The 17,958-nt window shown below is 63.3% G+C and carries 17 protein-coding genes; 4 read left to right on the forward strand and 13 right to left on the reverse strand.

Features of this window, described 5'->3' with window-relative positions:
- The first annotated feature begins 115 nt into the window (after positions 1-115).
- From ACSOSP_RS05790 to surE, 4 genes are all read left to right on the forward strand, one after another.
- On the forward strand, positions 116-1,420 hold the full coding sequence (locus tag ACSOSP_RS05790; protein WP_455310038.1) for an acetyl-CoA C-acetyltransferase: 1,305 nt from the start codon (positions 116-118) through the stop codon (positions 1,418-1,420).
- A 201-nt stretch (positions 1,421-1,621) separates the two neighbouring features.
- On the forward strand, positions 1,622-2,626 hold the full coding sequence (locus ACSOSP_RS05795; RefSeq protein WP_455310040.1) for a DUF1571 domain-containing protein: 1,005 nt from the start codon (positions 1,622-1,624) through the stop codon (positions 2,624-2,626).
- Positions 2,627-2,848: 222 nt separating this feature from the next.
- On the forward strand, positions 2,849-3,088 hold the full coding sequence (locus tag ACSOSP_RS05800; RefSeq protein WP_455310041.1) for a hypothetical protein: 240 nt from the start codon (positions 2,849-2,851) through the stop codon (positions 3,086-3,088).
- Positions 3,089-3,168: 80 nt separating this feature from the next.
- The gene (gene surE / locus ACSOSP_RS05805) at positions 3,169-3,984 is read left to right on the forward strand and encodes a 5'/3'-nucleotidase SurE (protein ID WP_455310043.1); all 816 of its coding nucleotides are present in this window, start codon (positions 3,169-3,171) and stop codon (positions 3,982-3,984) included.
- Between the two features lie 75 nt (positions 3,985-4,059).
- On the opposite strand, the gene ACSOSP_RS05810 is transcribed toward surE, so the two are convergent.
- From ACSOSP_RS05810 to ACSOSP_RS05870, 13 genes are all read right to left on the reverse strand, one after another.
- On the reverse strand, positions 4,060-5,451 hold the full coding sequence (locus ACSOSP_RS05810; RefSeq protein WP_455310044.1) for a sigma 54-interacting transcriptional regulator: 1,392 nt from the start codon (positions 5,449-5,451) through the stop codon (positions 4,060-4,062).
- 67 nt (positions 5,452-5,518) lie between these two features.
- Positions 5,519-7,309, reverse strand: coding sequence for a TadG family pilus assembly protein (locus ACSOSP_RS05815; RefSeq protein ID WP_455310045.1), 1,791 nt, complete (start codon positions 7,307-7,309; stop codon positions 5,519-5,521).
- A gap of 1 nt (position 7,310) precedes the next feature.
- The gene (locus ACSOSP_RS05820) at positions 7,311-7,733 is read right to left on the reverse strand and encodes a DUF3613 domain-containing protein (RefSeq protein ID WP_455310046.1); all 423 of its coding nucleotides are present in this window, start codon (positions 7,731-7,733) and stop codon (positions 7,311-7,313) included.
- Positions 7,734-7,744: 11 nt separating this feature from the next.
- The gene (locus ACSOSP_RS05825) at positions 7,745-8,662 is read right to left on the reverse strand and encodes a pilus assembly protein (RefSeq protein ID WP_455310047.1); all 918 of its coding nucleotides are present in this window, start codon (positions 8,660-8,662) and stop codon (positions 7,745-7,747) included.
- Between the two features lie 20 nt (positions 8,663-8,682).
- The gene (locus tag ACSOSP_RS05830) at positions 8,683-9,693 is read right to left on the reverse strand and encodes a type II secretion system F family protein (RefSeq protein WP_455310049.1); all 1,011 of its coding nucleotides are present in this window, start codon (positions 9,691-9,693) and stop codon (positions 8,683-8,685) included.
- A gap of 2 nt (positions 9,694-9,695) precedes the next feature.
- The gene (locus tag ACSOSP_RS05835) at positions 9,696-10,721 is read right to left on the reverse strand and encodes a type II secretion system F family protein (RefSeq protein WP_455310050.1); all 1,026 of its coding nucleotides are present in this window, start codon (positions 10,719-10,721) and stop codon (positions 9,696-9,698) included.
- Positions 10,714-12,090, reverse strand: a complete 1,377-nt coding sequence (locus ACSOSP_RS05840; RefSeq protein ID WP_455310051.1) for a CpaF family protein — start codon at positions 12,088-12,090, stop codon at positions 10,714-10,716. Before ACSOSP_RS05840 ends, ACSOSP_RS05835 begins: the two co-directional genes overlap by 8 nt.
- A 3-nt stretch (positions 12,091-12,093) precedes the next feature.
- Positions 12,094-13,479, reverse strand: a complete 1,386-nt coding sequence (locus ACSOSP_RS05845; protein ID WP_455310052.1) for a fimbrial protein — start codon at positions 13,477-13,479, stop codon at positions 12,094-12,096.
- Between the two features lie 120 nt (positions 13,480-13,599).
- On the reverse strand, positions 13,600-15,096 hold the full coding sequence (locus ACSOSP_RS05850; RefSeq protein WP_455310053.1) for a type II and III secretion system protein family protein: 1,497 nt from the start codon (positions 15,094-15,096) through the stop codon (positions 13,600-13,602).
- A gap of 128 nt (positions 15,097-15,224) precedes the next feature.
- Entirely contained in the window at positions 15,225-16,196 is a 972-nt protein-coding gene (cpaB, locus tag ACSOSP_RS05855; RefSeq protein ID WP_455310054.1) for a Flp pilus assembly protein CpaB, read from the reverse strand.
- Positions 16,197-16,229: 33 nt separating this feature from the next.
- Positions 16,230-16,775, reverse strand: a complete 546-nt coding sequence (locus ACSOSP_RS05860; protein WP_455310055.1) for a TadE/TadG family type IV pilus assembly protein — start codon at positions 16,773-16,775, stop codon at positions 16,230-16,232.
- Positions 16,772-17,347 carry an A24 family peptidase gene (locus tag ACSOSP_RS05865; RefSeq protein ID WP_455310056.1) on the reverse strand — a complete coding sequence of 192 codons (576 nt, stop codon included), beginning with the start codon at positions 17,345-17,347 and terminating at the stop codon, positions 16,772-16,774. Before ACSOSP_RS05865 ends, ACSOSP_RS05860 begins: the two co-directional genes overlap by 4 nt.
- A 232-nt stretch (positions 17,348-17,579) precedes the next feature.
- Positions 17,580-17,741, reverse strand: coding sequence for a Flp family type IVb pilin (locus tag ACSOSP_RS05870; protein ID WP_455310058.1), 162 nt, complete (start codon positions 17,739-17,741; stop codon positions 17,580-17,582).
- Positions 17,742-17,958 lie beyond the last annotated feature (217 nt).

Genomic DNA, 17,958 nt, shown 5'->3' on the forward strand with positions numbered 1-17,958 from the left:
ACAAACGCTGCGATGTAGCCCCCGTCTTATACAAAATCATACGGCGTTCTAAACAACCTGCGCCGGCCGAAACCGATCTTGAAGCGCCCACCGTTTCCTTCGACGAGATCTCATCATGACTGTGAGCGTCCTTCCCGCTATACGTCGCGTAGCGATCCTCGGCAGCAACCGGATTCCGTTTGCCCGCTCCAACACGGCGTATGCGACGGCATCGAATCAGGACATGCTGAGCTCTACGCTGCAAGGCGTGATCGACCGCTACGACCTGCACGGCCTGCGACTCGGCGAAGTCGCGGCAGGCGCCGTCATCAAGCATTCACGCGACTTCAACCTCACGCGCGAGGCGTTGCTCTCCACCACGCTCGCCCGGGAAACGCCCGCCTACGACGTAAGCCAGGCGTGCGGAACCGGCCTTGAAACCGCTATCCTGGTCGCGAACAAGATCGCTCTCGGACAGATCGAGGTGGGCATTGCAGGCGGCGTGGATACGACTTCCGACGCGCCTATCGGCGTGAACGAGCGGATGCGCAAGATCCTGCTGGAAGCGAACCGCGGCAAGTCCACGGCACAGCGCATGAGCGCGCTGGCGAAGCTGCGGCCCGGCATGTTGCTCAAGCCCGCGCTGCCGCGTAACGTCGAACCTCGCACCGGCCTTTCCATGGGCGAACATTGCGAGCTGATGGCCAAGCGCTGGAAGATTTCGCGCGAGGCGCAGGACGAGCTTGCGCTCGACAGTCACCGCAAGTTGGCGGCCGCGTACGAGCGCGGTTTTTTCAACGACCTGATGACGCCGTACAAAGGCCTTTCACGCGACAACATCCTGCGGCCTGATCTCACGCCGGAACGGCTTGCGGCGCTCAAGCCCGTCTTCGACCGCGACGCCGGCACGCTGACAGCCGGTAATTCCACGCCGCTCACCGATGGCGCCTCGGCAGTGTTGCTCGCGTCTGAAGAATGGGCGGCCTCGCGCAACCTGCCGGTGCTCGCTTATCTCACGCTCTCGGCGACCGCCGCCGTCGATTTCTTCGACAAGAAAGAAGGCCTCCTGATGGCGCCCGCCTACGCCGTGCCGCGATTGCTCGAACGCGCGGGGCTCGAGCTCGCCGATTTCGATTTCTTCGAGATCCATGAAGCATTCGCGGCGCAGGTGCTGTGCACGCTCGCGGCGTGGGAAGACGAGGAGTACTGCCGCACGCAACTCGGCCTGGACGGCGCGTTCGGCTCGATCGAGCGCAGTCGCATGAACCTCAATGGCGGGTCGCTCGCAACCGGTCACCCGTTCGCGGCGACGGGCGGACGGATCGTCGGGACGCTCGCCAAGATGCTGGCTCAGGCGCCCGGCGACACACGAACGCGCCGCGGTCTCATCTCCATCTGCGCGGCGGGCGGACAAGGGGTGGTGGCCATTCTGGAGCGCTGACGCGGGCGGCCGAGCCGCTCAAGTGCTGGTCGCCAGCGGCAACCCAAAGATAAAGCGCGATGGCCCGGAATTTCCGGTCTCCCGGAACCGTTCTAAAACAAGGAAAAGATGCGGAAAGATTTTCGCTGTGAACTGCGCGACGTATATGCAGCCAAAGTGAAAACGCAGCCAAAGCCAAATGAACGGACCACGGAGAACTTCATGCATCGAGGACGACAGCGCGGCCAGAATCGTCAGCTGATCCGCGCAAGCGGCCGGGTTCGGCGCCTGTTCGCCGCGATCGCCGCGATCGCCCTCGCGGTCATCGCCATGCCGGCGGGCGCACAGGACGCGGCCAGCACGGCCACGGCCTCGTTGCCGACGTCCGCTGCCACCTCCGCAGCCGGTCCGGCGCTCACGGCCGGCGCAACGACTGCACCGCCGAAGACGCCCGCGGCGCAAGTCGGCAAACTCCCGCTCGATGCCCAGGTCCGCTGGCTGAGCCACGCCGCACTGAGCGGCATGCTCGCCGCCATGAGCGATCCGGCGCTTGTCGCGCTGTTCAAATCGCTTGATCCGCTTGCGCTGCCGCGCTATCTGAAGAACGGCCCGAACGGTTATCCATCGTATGAGTTCACCATGCTGCGGCGTGAGCGCATCCACGGCATGTGGCCCGGTCAGGCCGACCACATGCTGGTGCGTGTGACACGCGACCCGCTGCGGGTCTATGCAAAATGGCTGCCCGACGGCGCACATGCGGGTCAGGAGCTGCTCTACGACGAAAGCGCGCGTCCCAATGAAATGTACGGTCATCTCGGCGGTTTGCTGAAGGTGATTGCGCTCTGGACGTCGCTCAACGGCTCGCTCGCGCGCTCGCAATCGCGTCATTCCGTCCGCGATCTCGGCACCGAATTCATCACGCAGCAGTTCCTGGCCGAAGGCAAGAAGTTCGCTGACGCCGGGGTCACGCGCGCGAGCGACATCGAAGTGAAAACGATGGATGGCGCCCGCGTGGTCGCGTTCACTTACGAAACCCCTTCCGGACAGCCGGACTTCTATGCCAAGAAAGAAATCCTCGGCCTGGACCTGAGGCGGCCGTATTTCCGGACGGCGGAATCCTTCGACAACGACGGCAAGATTTTCGAAAGCATCGTGTTCCAGAACATCGCCCCGAAGACATTCGACGACGCCACGTTCAGCCCCAAGAACCCCGCTTACAATTTTTAACTTCATCGATCACAATTTTTTGCCTCGTCAATCGTCTTCACAGCAGACGCATGCGCGGCATTTCATCTGTTTTAAGTTTCGCCTAAGACTGGGTCGATACCCTTGCCCAACTTTATCGAAACCTTTATTGAAACCGTTTTCGACACATCAAGCGCCGCTGTCTGGTGCGATCGACGCGCTGCACGATACACAAAGACAAAGCATTAACGAAAGGAGTTCGTCATGAACCTCCGCAACGCATCGGCTCCGGTACGGGCCATCAAACGATTACTCAGTCACCACGAAATCGCCACGCTGCTGCTGTTGCTGCACGCGCCGATCGACGCAATGGCCGCGCCTCCCGACGTAGCCTCGCTGAGCGAATACGGCTACGTGGAAATGGTGTCGCCCACGCCGGGTGAATCCAAGTTCCGCCTCACCGACGATGGCAACGCGCTACTCCGCGGGCTCGGTATCAAGTAAATCCGGGCTTCTACCCCGCATCGCGATCTCTGGAATAATCGATTGAGTGACGCTTTCCCTCAATCGACAGGAGATTGGCAATGCCAGCTGCGACATCCGCTGCGACACCCGCTTCATTACCCTCTGCGCTGCCCAGACTTGCACGCGTCCTGCTGACCAACGACGATGGTATCGACGCACCCGGCCTCGCCGTGCTCGAAGCGGTAGCCGCCGAACTTGCGGACGAAGTGTGGATCGTCGCTCCGGAGCACGACCAAAGCGGCACGTCGCACTCCATCAGCCTCCACTCGCCGCTGCGCGTGAGCGAGCATGGCAAGCGCCGCTTCGGCGTACTCGGTACACCGGGTGATTGCGTGGTGATGGCCGTGCGGCATCTGATGAAAGATGCGCCGCCCACGCTTGTGCTGTCGGGCATCAACCGGGGCGCCAACCTGGGTGTGGAAACCATGTTTTCCGGCACGGTCGGCGCAGCCATGACGGCCTTACTTCTCGGCTTGCCGTCCATTGCAATGAGCCAGACCTTCAGTGACCGCGACAACGTCCGCTGGGATACCGCGCGCGAACTTGCACCCGGCGTGATCCGCTCGCTGCTCGCGATCGAGCACGATGCGCCGACCTGCTTCAATGTGAATTTCCCGGATATAGACACAGCTCTCGCCGGCCCGCTCACTCCCACTCGCCAGGGTGTGGGGCTGGTCGAAGGTATCGATGTCCTGCCGCAAACCGATCCGCGTGGCCTGCAATATCACTGGCTGCGTTTCCAGCGCGGTCCGCGTGAAAACTCGGCCGATAGCGAAACGGCTGTGGTCGCATCGGGACGTGTATCAGTGACGCCGCTGCACTTCGAACGCACCGACGAGCGCACGTTCGCCACGTTGAAGGCTGCGCTGGCGTAGAAGTCAAAGCAGGCAAAGCAGGCAGGCAGGCAGCGGCGGGAAAATCAGCTTGAACACCGCCGCTTGCGAAGCCTCTCACCCAACGATGCGCGTTTCCGGTTCTTCGTCGAAGATCTGGAACTTGCGCATTTTTTCCCACAGCACCTTGCGGCTGATGCCCAGGTGACTCGCGGTATCCTGGCGCCGCCAGCCGTTCGCTTCCAGCGCGGCCAGCACGCGGTTGCGCTCGTTCATGTCCCACTTGCTGCGGTCGGTCAGCACTTCAGCGTTCAGTTCCGGCGGGACCGGCTGCGAGGTGCGGGCAAGCGCGAGCAGGCGCTGCAGCCGTGCCGTATCCCACGATCCCACCTGCCGCACGGTCACCCCTATGCGCTCCGCCAGGTTGCGCAGCTCGCGCACGTTGCCGGGGAAATAACTATCGGCGACAGCATCGGCCAGCCAGTACGGCAGCTCGGGCAGGCTCGCGAGTTTTTCCGGCCCCACCACCTGCGCAATGAACGACTTGAACAGCGCAATCTTGTCGAGCGCCCCGCGTTCCTCCAGCGACGGAATCTTCAACTCGATCACCGCCAGCCGATAGTAAAGATCCGCGCGGAACTCACCGGCCTTCACCAGCTGCGGCAAGCTCTTGTGAGTCGCGGCGACCAGCCGGAAATCCACCTTGACGGGAGCTGCCGAACCAATCCGCGTGACCGCGCTGTCCTCCAGCACGCGCAATAACTTGACCTGCTGATAGAGCGGCATGTCGCCTATTTCATCGAGGAACAGCGTGCCGCCGTCGGCCTGCTCGAAGTAGCCTTTGTGCGCGACCACGGCGCCCGTGAACGAGCCTTTCGCGTGACCGAAGAACAGCGACTCGAACAAGCCGTCAGGGATCGCGCCGCAATTGACCGGCACGAACGGCCCCTCGGAATAACGCGTGTGCTGTTCATGCAGCATCTGTGCGATGCGTTCCTTGCCCACACCGGTTTCGCCATGCACAAGCACGCTGGTGTCGCAATCGGCGAAGGTCTGCACTTCGTGCAGCAATGCCTGCATGCACTCGGCATTCGCTATCAGGGCACTCGATTCCTGCACTTGCTCCCCATGCGCACGCAGTTGCTGCGCAAGCTTCGCCAACATCCGGCGCAACTCGGCGCCGGTGAAATCAAGCGGCAGGATATGCGAGTAGTCGGTCGGAAACACGCTCGTGTCACGCTCACGCGGCGCCGCGCCCACCCAGATCACCGGCATGCCGCGATGCGCTTCCCAATCGCGCAACGCGAACGCGCCCGTGTCGATCACGCTGACGCTCACGATCGCGATTGCCTGGCGCTGGGCGTCCTGGCCCGCGGCAATCGACATGCCGTCGGCGCGGATCACATCGACTTCAAAGCCCGACATGCAGCGCACCACCTGCTCGACAATATCCGCCTTGCCTTCCCACACGTAGATATCGAGGTCATCGATTTGTGTCGCTGGTCTCATTGCTCAAGTCTCATGGCTTGCATCTGTTGGCTTCGCGCCCCGTTGCGTTCGTTCATCGATTGGCTTCTCAATACTGAAGCTGCGACTGACCGCATGTCAGGGATAAATCGTGGATCGTGCTTACGCCGATCTGCACACCCAGGAGTTGCAGCACCGGAACAAGGACCGAATCGAGCGCACCCAGTATGGGAGTCAGCAAATTCACGAGCGTGCTCAGCGTCGCGCTCACCAGGCCAGGGATCAGCAACTGGATTACCACGTTAAGAATCGGCACAGGTGTGTTCACTACCAACCCGCCTTGCGAGATCGCCGTGGAAAGATTGGCCAACGCGTAGCTGATCACGTGGCCCGCACGGTTCGAGTTCACCGTTTGATAATCGTCAGCATTCCCTACGATGCCATCGAACGTCAGCGTGGAGCTGCTGTCCGGCGGAACTACGGCCGTGATCGGCGCTTTCACCGAGATGGTGAGAAGGGGAACTCCCGGAGTCAGGATGTTGGGTACGGAAACCAGCGTTGCGGGTTGCGAACAACTGAACGCCGCCGACGCGGACATGTTCGAAGGCGGATTGCCCACGCACACGTTGGCAAGCCCCGGCTGGACGCCGACCACGCTGTTGCTCGCCGCTGCCGTCGTGGCGCATTGCGTGGACTGGAGCCAGGCGGTTCCGGGCGTGACCTCGAGTGATATCGGCAAAGTCAGCAGGGGCGTCGACCCCAGGCCGAGAAACGAACCGGGCACGGCTCCCAGGCTCAAGCCGAGATAAGCGCGTACCTGCGCTGACGTCGCCGTGGTCCGCCACGCTCCGGCCGGCGTCTGCCCGGCCTCGCCTATCGCCAGCACCGGCGGCTGGATCACCTGGACTTGCAACGAGGCGGTCGCGATACCGAGATTCAGCCCGGTACTGACACTCACCGCTGACTTCCCCGCCTGTGCGATATCGGCTGCCACGAACAGCGCGTCCAGCGGGCTGATGGTGGCAGTGAGCGCCGACTGGGTATCGGCGAGTCCGACTTGCAGCAGGCCCGGCGTGCCATTCACCGCGCCCAAGGGGAACGTCTGCGAGCCGGGAATATTCGCGTTCACGACGGCCTGCAACGCACCAACCGCCGCCGATAAATTCGCGTTCGCAACCTGAGTGGTCTGCAACGCGGTGAGCATCAGATTGGCAAGTTGCGCGGCGGTGACGTTCATCGCAAGCAACTGGTTCACCGTGCCCACACCGGCTGCCGTGACGAGGTCACCAATCTGGATACGCGCTTGCGCGAGACCTGCGTAACCCGCCGCCGATATCTGCAGCGTGTTGATATTCGTCCCGAGCATCGCGTTCAGCAATCCGGTAATGACAGCCGGATTGACGAGTGCGGTCGTCGTGCCGATGGTGAAGGCCCCCACGTTGACCGCTTGCGCCAGCCCCGTCGCGCTAACCACCCGCCCTGCTCCCAGGAAGAAATAAGGCACTTGCTTGGACACCGTCACCTGCACCGCGTTACTCGGCGTGGCGTTCGCCGCGTAGTAGCCGGGACCCGCATAGAGCGTCGGGTCCCAGCGCCCGCAGGTCGTGGTGATCGAGCTGCCCGACGCCGACGCGTTGAAGCCATTCGCACCCGCAATGCCGAGAGCGGTGGCCGGCGCACGCGAGCAAGCGTTATCGACGACCTGGGCGCCGGCATTTGCCGCCATGTCCGCCACGCTCTGCATCACTCGCCGCTGATAAAACACGTTACCCACATCGATAGCGGCAAGCGCCGCGACCGCCACCAACAGCCAGAACGCGGCCAACACGCTCGCCACACCACGCTGGCGTTTGCGTCCACGCGGTATCGATCTGCTCGGTGACGTCGGAAAGCGTTTCATGTCAGTTCGACGTTGCGCCGCCTGCCGCACCGCCGACCGTGCCCACCGATGAATCCAAATGTTCCGGAATCGGATGGTCGAAGGACTTCAGGTAACGCGCGTATGCGGCGCTCGCTTCGGCACCCAGCATCGGCAGTGGCGGCGCCGCCAACTCGCCGCTTCGCTGCAACGCGAGCATCGACAGCGTGGCGTCGCCGATCAGCGTGACATGACGAACCGCGGCTACCGTTTTCAACGGCGCCGCAGGTTGCGCCAGTGCTTGCTGCTGACTCTCGAGCCCTGCGGACGTTTCCTGCGACGTCAACGGTGTCTGCGTCTGCGCCGCGGCACCGGTAGCAATCGCCATCGAGCACAACACGGCGAGCCGTCCCGCTGTCCGGACAGTCGTCCTGCCCAGCCCTCGCTTCGTCCGATATTCATTCATGGTTCTTCCCCTCACCGTGCGACCAGTTGCGGTTGTTTGCCCGGCATCGCGCCGGATGGATCGAACGTCTGGGTCAGCGGCAACTGCGCGTTGAGCAGCGAATCGACCGTCTCCGGCGCATGGATCGCGGGAGCGGGAACGCGTGCGCGCCCGGACGTCGCGGCCGCAACCTTCACGACCTGCGCTTGCGACGCCTGCGCAGTCGCCGCCGCGATGCGCTGCGCATCCGCGCGGATCGCCTGCTGCACTTCCGGCGCAAACTTCTGCTGCGCGATCAGCCCTTGCGCCGCAGCGGGCTGCCCATCGGCCAGCAAGAACAGCGCGACATTGCTCAGGATCTTCGGGTTGTCCTGCGCCAGTTCCGCGGCCTTCATCAGCGGTACGCGAGCGCCCGCCACATCGCCGAGACGCAAGCGCGCGTAACCCAGATCCGATAGTGTGAGCGCGTCGGTCGGCTGCAGGCGCGTGGCTGCATCGAACTCTTCGGATGCCTTGGCAAATTCTCCTGCCGCCCCGGCCAGCAAACCGAGGCCGCGATACCCCCGCGCCGCCAGCGGCGTGTTCAATAATTTGGTGTATGCGTCGGCGCCGGCCTGGGCCTGGCCGGTCTGACGCAACGCGTCGGCGCGCAGCAGGATTGTGTCGGGCGTCGAGTCATACTGCTTCTCGTAGGCGTCAATGTGCGCGAGCGACGCATAGAACAAACCTTGCGACTGCATCCGGTCGATCAGCGCGAGATACATGCCGGGTGTGTCAGGCGCGTCCTGTTTCTGCTGCGACTGCTGAAGCGCAGCTTCGCGCTCCGCTTGTATGCCGAGCCCATACCCGCTTTCCATCTTCGACGCACAGCCGCCCAGGCCCACGCCAACGCTGCATGCAAGCATCAGGACAACAGCGGGCAGGCGGCTCCCGATAACGATCGATTTCATGGTGTCACTCTCTTGAACGTCTATCTGTGCATCGTGGATAACGAGTGGTATATGGCGATGAACCCCGGACCCGCTGTCATGATCAACAGTGCGGGCAGCAAGGTCAGCACCATCACGCCGGTCATCTTCACGGTCAATGCGCCGATCCGTTCACGCAATGTCGCGCGGCGCGACTCGCGCAAGCGGTCGCCAAACTGGCGCAGCGGCTCCTGTACCGCGCCACCGTGTTTGTCGACCTGGACGACCAGCCGCATCACGGCATTCAGGTCGTCGTTTTCATAGCTCGTCGCGAGCCGGCTCAGCGACTGCTCACGCGTGCGCCCCGTGGTGAATTGCCGGTGGGCCAGCGCGAGTTCCTGCGAGAGAACCGGCAGCACGGTCGCGAAGTCGTTGATCATCACTTGCAGGCACTGATCCAGCGACAGGCCGACACCCTGCAGCAAACGCAGCAAGTCGACGAACATGGGTAACTCGCTCGCGACCGAGCGTTGACGCGTTTTCGCGCGACGCCGCACGAACCACTTCGGCAACATGAACCCGAGCACGAGCGCGGCGATCATCGAAAGAGCGAGACGAGGGTCCCCCTTGAACCAGGCCAGCGCTAAGAGCGGCAGCAGCACAGCGCAGCCAATGCGCGCCGCGAAGAAACGCGCGCGCGCGCCGGCATCGAGGAAACCGCATTGATCCAGCAATCGCCGGTCTTCAGCCGCCACGACGATTGCACCGAACGGCGTGTCCAGCCAACCCACCGCCACGCGGCTGACCGCATTGGCCAGGCGCGAGCGGCGGGCGTCTTTGGTCCGGGCCCTCCCGGCCTCGCTCGCGTTCTTCGCATCGGTTGACTGCCGGGTCTCCTTGCCCGCTGCAATCGCACGCGCAGCCGCGCTGGCCGCGCGTTGATCGAGCGCATGGTCGAGCGTGCGCGCGCCGCGCTGCATGCGCGCGAGGCCCGTGAATGCGAGCACGCCCAACAACGCGCATCCCAGTGCGGCGGCGAGCAAGGCAAGAGCGAACACGGTGTGAGCGGTCATGATCAATCCTTCAGGCGCACCAGCCGATACAACATGAAAGCGCCGAGCGCTTGCAGTCCCAGCGCCACATACACAAGGCGCTGACCAAATGGATCGGACCACATCTCGCGGAAGTACGACGGACTGGAGATCATCACAAAACCGCCCAGGAGCGCCGGCATCAGGCCAAGCACCCAGGCTGACAAACGCGTCTCGGAGGACAACGCAATCAGTTCACGCCCGGCCTGTTCAAGGTCGCGCATCATCGCAGCCATGCGGTCCAGCATTACGTCGGAACGGCCGCCGTACTTCACTGAAATGCGCAGCACCGAGCCGACCAGCTCCAGCTCGCGCACGTGATACATCGAGGCCACATGTTTCAGCGCCACATCTATTTCCACGCCTGAGCGCAACATTCGTGAGACCTGGTCGAGACAGTCGCGCAACGGCGCGTCGGTGGTGGTCACGGCAGCCTGGAACGCGGCCGGCACGCTGTTGCCGATCGTGATGAGCCGCACGATGCCATCGAGGAATACGGGCAACTGGCGCGAGATGCGCTGATGGCGTTTCTGTGCGCGCCATGAGAGAAATGCAAACACGCAAAGCACGCCGAAGACGAGACAACCCAGCCCGAGGATCCAATGTGCATGCAGACCGATCAGGCACGCGCCCGGCAGGATAATCGCGCAAGCGGTCCACAGCAGCTTGGCGCGACTCGCGATACCCGCTCGGTTCATCAGGTTGTCGAAGGCGCAGAGGAAACGGGCCTGCAGATGACGCAGATGTTCGTGGCCATCGTGCGCGGCATTCGGTGATATCGCGGCGGCAGTTGCAGAACGAGTGCGCTGGCTGTTCCGGGCAGGCGCTGCGCCCGGCGTTGCAACCGGTGCTGTGCCCGGTGTTGCTCCCTGCAGCGACGCCACGCGCCGGTCAACAAAACGGTCCGTCAGCGCGCGTTCGCGGTTGTCCTTCGCGCGTTGCCAAAGCAGCAGGCCGCCGGCCGCGCACAGCAGCGCCACGACCAGGACGAGACCGATACCGCTAGACATTGAAGCCCCCACCGGAGCGGCCGAAACCGCCGATACCGCCGCCTCGTCCGAAGCCGTCGCTGAAGCTGTCCGCGCCCCTGTCATTGCCGAGCGACTGGCGGTACTTGGCAAGCTTCGGTGAGCTGGGATGAATGCCGAGCGAAACCCAGTTGTCCTGCTCCTCGCCGCCTTCCATGATCGGCTCGTAGCGGTACAACTCCTGTGTCGCAACGATGTTGTCGGAAAGCCCCGTCACTTCCGTCACCGACAAGATCCGCCGCCGTCCATTGGACAAGCGCCCAATCTGGACGATGAAGTCGATGGCGTTCGCAATCTGCCGCCGCAGGCTGGACTCCGTGCCCTGGAAGCCTGCAAACCCTGCCAGCATCTCGAGCCGGTAAAGACATTCGCGCGCCGAGCTTGCGTGGACGGTGCCCATCGAACCGTCGTGGCCGGTGTTCATGGCCTGCAGCATCTCCAGCACTTCGCCGCCGCGCACCTCGCCCACGATGATCCTGTCCGGACGCATCCGCAGCGTGTTTCGCAACAGGTCACGAATGGACACCACGCCCGCGCCGTCAAACCCGCCCGGACGGCTTTCCAGCCGCACCACGTGCGGGTGATTGAGTGAAAGCTCGGCGGTGTCCTCGATCGTCACCACGCGCTCGTGCTTGGGAATAAAGAACGCGAGCGCATTGAGCAGCGAGGTCTTGCCCGAACTCGTCCCGCCCGACACCAGCACGTTGCAGCGCGCAGCGACCGCCGCGTCGAGCAACCCGCAGATCTCCTGATCGAAGGTACCGTTCGCGAGCAGGTCGTCGGGGCGCAGCGGGTCGCGACGGAACTTCCGAATCGACACCACCGGACCGTCGAGCGACAGCGGCTCGATCACCACGTTCACCCGGCCGCCGTCGTGCAGACGGGCATCGACCATCGGATTGGATTCGTCCAGCCGCCGCCCGATAGGCGCGAGGATGCGCCGCACGATCCGCAGCAAATGCGCGTTGTCTGCGAAGCGCACCGGGATCTTCACGAGCATGCCGTGGCGCGAGACGTAGACGTCGTCGAAGCCGTTGATGAGGATGTCCTCCACGGCAGGATCGGCGAGCAGGTCCTCGATCGGACCGAAGCCGGCCAGCTCCTTCGTCAGGGCCTGCGCGATCAGCCGCACTTCGCTCTCGTTCAGGGGAATGCGCCGCATCCGGACGAAGCCGTCGATCTCCAGGTCGACGAACTGCTGGATCGCCTGGCGTGACCAGCGTCCGAACTCGGCGCCAAGCTCCTCGATTCGCGTAAGCAGATGCTCGTGCGCCGCATTCTTGATGTCCTGGAACTGCTGCGTATGCGCGAACGAAGTGGCGTCGTCAGCGAACTCGATGTCTTTTGCCATCGTCTAGGACCGCCTGGTGAAAGTGGGAAGGAGCCGCTTGAGGAATTGTCTTGAGCCGCCATGCGTGCCGGCGGAATCTGCCGTCTTCTGCTTCAGTGCATCGGTGTCCATGCCATCGGGCAAGGGCCCGGATGCGGCCGTGACGCTGTGACCGCCTAGCCGCGCAAGCAGCGGCTCCAGCGCGCGCACATAAGCATCGCGTTCAGCGATATCCGCCAGCAGGCGCCCCTGGTTCACCGCGCGTCCAAGCGCCTGTGCGCGTGCAGGGAGTACCGCGAGCAACGGCAAACGCAGCCGCTCCGCGATTTGCTCAGCGCCAAACTGCAGCGTCGGGTCGAACTTGTTCACGACCAGATGCAGCTTCTGCAGCGCATCGGCAGCCTCGCGGTCCTTGGGCAAACGTGACTCGGCATCGCAGGCACGCAGGCCTTCCAGCAACTCCATGGCGGACACCACTGACGCCACATTCGGATCGCAGACCAGCCACACGTTATCCGCGGCGTGCACCATCTGGGCGATGAATTCAAGGTTCGTAAAGCCGCCGAGATCGACGATCTGGTGATCGAAGAAAGTCCGCAACCGGTTCACCAGATTGACTGCCGACGCATACGACACCTCGCGCATCGCCGCAAGATCCGCTGGCAACGTGGTCACTGCAAGACCGCTGGCGTGGCGTCCGAAGGCCGTATGAACAAAGGTCTGGTCGAAGCGGCGCAGGTTGCGCACGGCATCGACGAAATTGAATTCGCCTTGTGTATCGAGCAGCACCGAACTGTCCGCGGCCGGGATGCCCAGGTCGAGCAGCGCGGAGGTCTTCTGTGCCGGCGCGCCTCGTTTCTGCAACCTCACCGCCAGGTTCGCCGCCAGCGTGCTCACGCCCATGCCGACGCGCGCACCCAGCAACACCGTCATGTGGCCGTGGCGGTTGGCAATGGGCTCCGTCCTCGCGGACTGACTGGCTTGGTCAATCAATTGCTTCGCTATCCGAATTGCTTCATCGGGCTCGCCTTCAACATCGATAAAATCACGCACACCGGCGCGCAATGCGGCAATCGCGCTGGCCGATTGCTGCAGCGAACCGAGTGCAACGATGGCCAGGCCCGGGAACGCATCGTGCACTGCGCTCGCCATCGCCGTCGCGGCGGCAATGCTGGCTTCGGGCGCTTCAAGCGGCGCGCAGGCGAAATCGATGAACACCATCGTGGCGCCGAGCGACGAGATCTTCGGTATCAATGCGACAGCGTCGAACGGCATGTGCTCGAGCACGCCGAGCGTGCCCAGCGCACGCGCGAGCCACGCCCGGCGTCCCGCATCCGAGCAGACGCACAGGAACCGGACGCCTGGAGGGCGCGCTTCCACGTCAGTCAAAGAGTGAACTCTTGCGTTCATTACCGCTTTCTCCTGCCACATCGGCGCGTGACATGCTGCCGGCACGCCTCGCCGTTCCATACGGACTTGGGCGCGTATTCGCCACCTGCCCGCAGCGTTCCTTGTCAGACAGGACGACCATCATTTAGAGAATCCCGGCACCGCTTCACGCGATGCAAAACCACCAATGAACGAACGCCACACAGGTCCGTCGCGCCGTTCGGACTGCTCGCCAGGCGTGGCCGGAAGGACCGCCCCCTTCGCAATCGGCGAGACCAGGTGCGGCGTCACGATGATCACCAGCTCACGATCGTTTTGCGTGTACTGCAGGGTCTTGAAGAACGCACCGATGACCGGCAGATCACCCAGCATGGGCACCTTGTCGACGTTCGATGACGTCTCGCGATCGATCAAGCCGCCAATCACGAAACTTTCACCATCACCGAGTTCGACGGTCGTATCCGCTCGCCGCGTAGTGATCGCCGGCACGGAAATGCCGTTGATGGTCAGCGCGTGCTGGAAGTCGAGCTGGCTTGCTTCCGGTGCGACCTTCAGCGCGATCCGGTTGGCGCCGAGCACGGTCGGGGTCACCGTCAGCCCGATACCGTAGGGCTTGTAGACAATGCTGATCGTGCCAAGCGACTGCGGCACCGGTACCGGAATTTCGCCGCCGGCGAGGAAGCTCGCGCTTTGTCCCGACAACGCGACGAGCGTCGGTTCGGCCAGCACGCGCGCCAGGTTGTTTGATTCGAGCAGGCTGAGGTTCGCGAAGATACCGCGAGAACCCAGGTTCACGATCAGGTTGAAGGCGCTGCTGATGGGCGACGCCGAGGCGACCTGCAAATTCGTGGTCGCGCCGCCTGTATAAGATGTCATCGATGACGGCGCAAAGGTGCCGAACGCAAACGCGTTGTTCTGCTTGAAGAGATTGAAGCCCGCTTCCTTCAGCACGCTCTTGCTGAACTCGACCACCTTCACGTCGACCTGGACGACGGGACTGGTTGCTATCGTCGATACATCGAGGACGGCGCCCTTGTCTCCCGCGGTTGCAAGCGGGCCGGATGAGCTATCGCTTTGCGGCCCTGAGTCCTTGCCGGCTGAACCCGGCTGCGTATCCGGCGAGCCTGCGGTTTTCGCGACCGACTCTTTCGCCACCGCCACTGCAAGTTGATGCGATTGCATGCTCGCGGCGGACCCGGTGATTACCGCCGTGCGGCCGAGCACGTTCACGTCGGGAGTATCGTGGCCGAGCAACTCGCGGGCGGCAAGCGTGGTGACATTGATCGTATAAGTGCGCGGCGCGGCTTGAGCGCGTTCCCACACCATCAGCTCCGTGCGTCCCGCGCTTTTTCCGACCAGCAGCAAACCGCCGTTCGCGCCGCCATTGCTCTTGAGCCAAAGCACATCGGCGACCGCGGGGTCTCCCACGGCTACGCGCTGCAACGTGCGGCCCGTCGCGATCTGCTTCTGGCTACCGACGACGATGTCGATGACCCGTGACCCCGCGGGGCCGGTCACGCTTGCTGCAGTCCCCGTAACCTTCGCACCGGCGAGCGGAGCCGTGGCGCACGTGCATACCAGCGCGGCGAGCAATAATCGACGTGCGCCAGAGACGCTGCGTCCTCGATGGAAACCCATGGCTTTCATGATTTTTATATATCGACTGCGTACCGCAATGTCGCCATACGGCGGCATGGCCCCGACCTTCCCTTTGATGCTGGCTGCTACGCGTCCTTCTACATTTGTTTACGGCACGGTCATCATTTTCAGTAAGTCACTTTTTCCCTGCGGGCGCCGCGAATGAGCTCAAGATCATTCGACGCCGCCTGGACGCGCGGCGTGCGTACCGCAGGCATCGAAGGCATCGACGGCACGCCAGGTAAAGGCGGCATGACCGGCGTGCGCGCCGGCCGCTCGCCGCCGGCACCCGCCAGCGCCTCCAGCGACAGGCCCGCCGCGGCACGCGACGCATCATTCTTCGGCATCCTTATCGATGCCAGAAGCGGCGCCATGGCAAGCGGTTCGGCTGTGTCCGTATCGGCGGGATTGCGCAGCGCCAGCACCAGGCGGCCCGCGCCTTCGGCAAGCGTGAGCGCGTCGATATCCGCCACACGCACGGCCAGCACCGCCGTACGCGCACCCCCGCTGCGCGGGGCATTGGCCGCGTTAGCCGCGGCGTCGGCGTCCGACGTGCCGGGAAGGCTCGCATCGCCGAAACTGAGCACACGGACTCTCGATAACAACAGCCGCGCTTGCGTCGCGTCCACTTCCGCATTCGTGCCCGGGCCGGCGGACATGTCGCGCTTGAGCATGAAGAAAACATCGACGAAATTGCCGGGCCGCACCCGGTTACCCACCGCGTTACCTTCGTCGACCCGCACCGCTATCGCTCGTTCGCCGGGCGCGATGGCGTCGGCGAGTCCGGTGGTGAGCTCTGCCTCGGAGAGCGGCGTATTGGCGGCAATCGCGACGAGCGGCACGCGCCCGGCGAGCCCGGCGGCATCGGCAAACTCGCCGGCACCACGCGATGGCGCCATCCGCAAGCTCAGTGCATTGGTGTCGATCGGCTTGCCCGCTGGCAGGTCACGTGTGGCGACGACCACCGGAAAGCTCGCCTGGCCCTGGACGATTTGCGGTGCCGGCACTGCGGGACGACGCGAGAGCGACCACGCGAAAACGCCAAGCACCACGGCCAGCACGATCAGCGAAACAGCAAGGATGCGGGTAATGTTAGCCATGCTCGTCCTGGTTGTTTCAAGCGGGAACACAGCCTAAAACAGGTTCTCCGGGTTCAGTTGCACCATTGCACTTGCAGTGAGACTCGCTGGCACCGGCAGCCCGATCAAAGGCAGCGCGGGCACAAGCGGGCGCTTCGCGTAGTTGTAGTTGAGCGCGACGTTCACGCATTGCATCGTGGCGTCGAAACTGCAGCCTGCATACGTCGCGGTGCACGGAGCGCTGCCCGCGAGCCAGTTCACGAGACCCGTCGCCGTTGCGCAAGCCGCACTCGCGCGCAGCGCGAGTGCGGCGGATGCGCTCGTTGCGCCTGGCTGGTAGCGCAGCGCCGCCCGTGCTCCCTCTGACGCCGCCAACGTAAGCGATTGCTGCGCGACGAAGATCATGCTGTAGGTGACGATCGCGTAGAACACCAGGAAGAACACCGGAAACACCATGGCGAATTCCACCGCCATGGTGCCGCGCTGCGCCCGGCGCCGGGCGTTGAGCGGTTTGATAGGGGTGACGGCATCGGCGACGGAATGCGGGCGATCACGCCGATAGGCGGCCGGAGCGGACCGCGCAGATTTGAAAGGAGTCATCGGGCGGCCTCCAGGACGTGCAGCGTCAGCTTTCCTATTGCGGACACCGCGAGCAACGCAGCGTACGGTGCTCCCCGGCGGCCTCCGACAATAAAGGTGTACCGGGATGATCGTTTGGCTCCGCTTCCGAATCGGTCGACGTCGTGAGGACCGTTCAGTTGACCATCGGAATTTGGTGAGGATTCCAATGAATATGCGGCGCTCTTGCGCCTCCCTGCCATTACCGCCGACGCGAGCAGATATAGCGCATGCATGCCGGCGGCAAGACTGGCCACGATCCACAGCGCGGGTAACGCGTGAAAACCGCACCAGGCGCCGAGCGTGGCGAACACCTTGACGTCGGCGGCGCCCATCAGGCCAATCAGATAGAACGGCAAGAGCGCAAGCAGCCCGACCGTGAGACCGAGCGCGGCATCGGACAGGTCGATGTGAAATGGTGAATGGCGGCTGGCCGCAAGCACGCAAGCCACCGCCAGCCCCGCAATGACGAGCCAGTTGGGTATGCGGCGCGACCGGCAATCGAATAAAACGACCGTGAGTGCCCAGCCGATGAATAACGCGGCGTTAATCATGAGATGGATTCGCTTCGGCCAGGCAAACTAATCCCGTCGGCCGCTCTTTAAAGCAGTCGATTAGAAAAGCCCGGCGTCACAACTGCGCGCAGCAGTTCTCCTGCATGTGATTCGCATCAATGCAAACAACACGCAGGAAACCTGCTATACCGGCGAATAAGCCGGCATAGTCAATTAATTGCTGGCGAGAAGAATGTGATGCCAGATGCCCGTCGCCGCGAAGCCCGTTGCGCTAGAGCGCAGCCACGATATCGGCAAACACGGTGGTCAACTTGGTCACGAGGCCGCCCACGGATATCAGGAGACCCGCCGTGATAAGGCCTGCAATAAGTGCGTATTCAACAGCGGTGACGCCGCGTTCGTCTTTGACGAAGCCCTTGATGAAATTAGACATGATGCTGTTCCTCGGATATTTTTAATGGCTATGTGGCAAATGATCCGGCATTTTTTTCTGGGTCGCCGCCAACGGGTTCTCTCTTCCCCGCCGGCGTAGCGCCGCTTGCCTGGATGCGCGTCATGGCGCGCGATTTCACTTGCCGTTTCTCTCAGGTTCTAGATGGGTAGTCGATGAAACCTCCAATCGGTCAGGATGTTAAATGATGCATCCCTGA

It is taken from the genome of Caballeronia sp. KNU42 (assembly GCF_053760385.1).

Coding starts and splice junctions, on each gene's coding strand:
- ACSOSP_RS05790 (WP_455310038.1), top strand. CDS start 116: ATGACTGTGAGCGTCCTTCCCGCTATACGTCGCGTAGCGATCCTCGGC.
- ACSOSP_RS05795 (WP_455310040.1), top strand. CDS start 1,622: ATGCATCGAGGACGACAGCGCGGCCAGAATCGTCAGCTGATCCGCGCA.
- ACSOSP_RS05800 (WP_455310041.1), top strand. CDS start 2,849: ATGAACCTCCGCAACGCATCGGCTCCGGTACGGGCCATCAAACGATTA.
- surE (WP_455310043.1), top strand. CDS start 3,169: ATGCCAGCTGCGACATCCGCTGCGACACCCGCTTCATTACCCTCTGCG.
- ACSOSP_RS05810 (WP_455310044.1), bottom strand. CDS start 5,451: ATGAGACCAGCGACACAAATCGATGACCTCGATATCTACGTGTGGGAA.
- ACSOSP_RS05815 (WP_455310045.1), bottom strand. CDS start 7,309: ATGAAACGCTTTCCGACGTCACCGAGCAGATCGATACCGCGTGGACGC.
- ACSOSP_RS05820 (WP_455310046.1), bottom strand. CDS start 7,733: ATGAATGAATATCGGACGAAGCGAGGGCTGGGCAGGACGACTGTCCGG.
- ACSOSP_RS05825 (WP_455310047.1), bottom strand. CDS start 8,662: ATGAAATCGATCGTTATCGGGAGCCGCCTGCCCGCTGTTGTCCTGATG.
- ACSOSP_RS05830 (WP_455310049.1), bottom strand. CDS start 9,693: ATGACCGCTCACACCGTGTTCGCTCTTGCCTTGCTCGCCGCCGCACTG.
- ACSOSP_RS05835 (WP_455310050.1), bottom strand. CDS start 10,721: ATGTCTAGCGGTATCGGTCTCGTCCTGGTCGTGGCGCTGCTGTGCGCG.
- ACSOSP_RS05840 (WP_455310051.1), bottom strand. CDS start 12,090: ATGGCAAAAGACATCGAGTTCGCTGACGACGCCACTTCGTTCGCGCAT.
- ACSOSP_RS05845 (WP_455310052.1), bottom strand. CDS start 13,479: ATGAACGCAAGAGTTCACTCTTTGACTGACGTGGAAGCGCGCCCTCCA.
- ACSOSP_RS05850 (WP_455310053.1), bottom strand. CDS start 15,096: ATGGGTTTCCATCGAGGACGCAGCGTCTCTGGCGCACGTCGATTATTG.
- cpaB (WP_455310054.1), bottom strand. CDS start 16,196: ATGGCTAACATTACCCGCATCCTTGCTGTTTCGCTGATCGTGCTGGCC.
- ACSOSP_RS05860 (WP_455310055.1), bottom strand. CDS start 16,775: ATGACTCCTTTCAAATCTGCGCGGTCCGCTCCGGCCGCCTATCGGCGT.
- ACSOSP_RS05865 (WP_455310056.1), bottom strand. CDS start 17,347: ATGATTAACGCCGCGTTATTCATCGGCTGGGCACTCACGGTCGTTTTA.
- ACSOSP_RS05870 (WP_455310058.1), bottom strand. CDS start 17,741: ATGTCTAATTTCATCAAGGGCTTCGTCAAAGACGAACGCGGCGTCACC.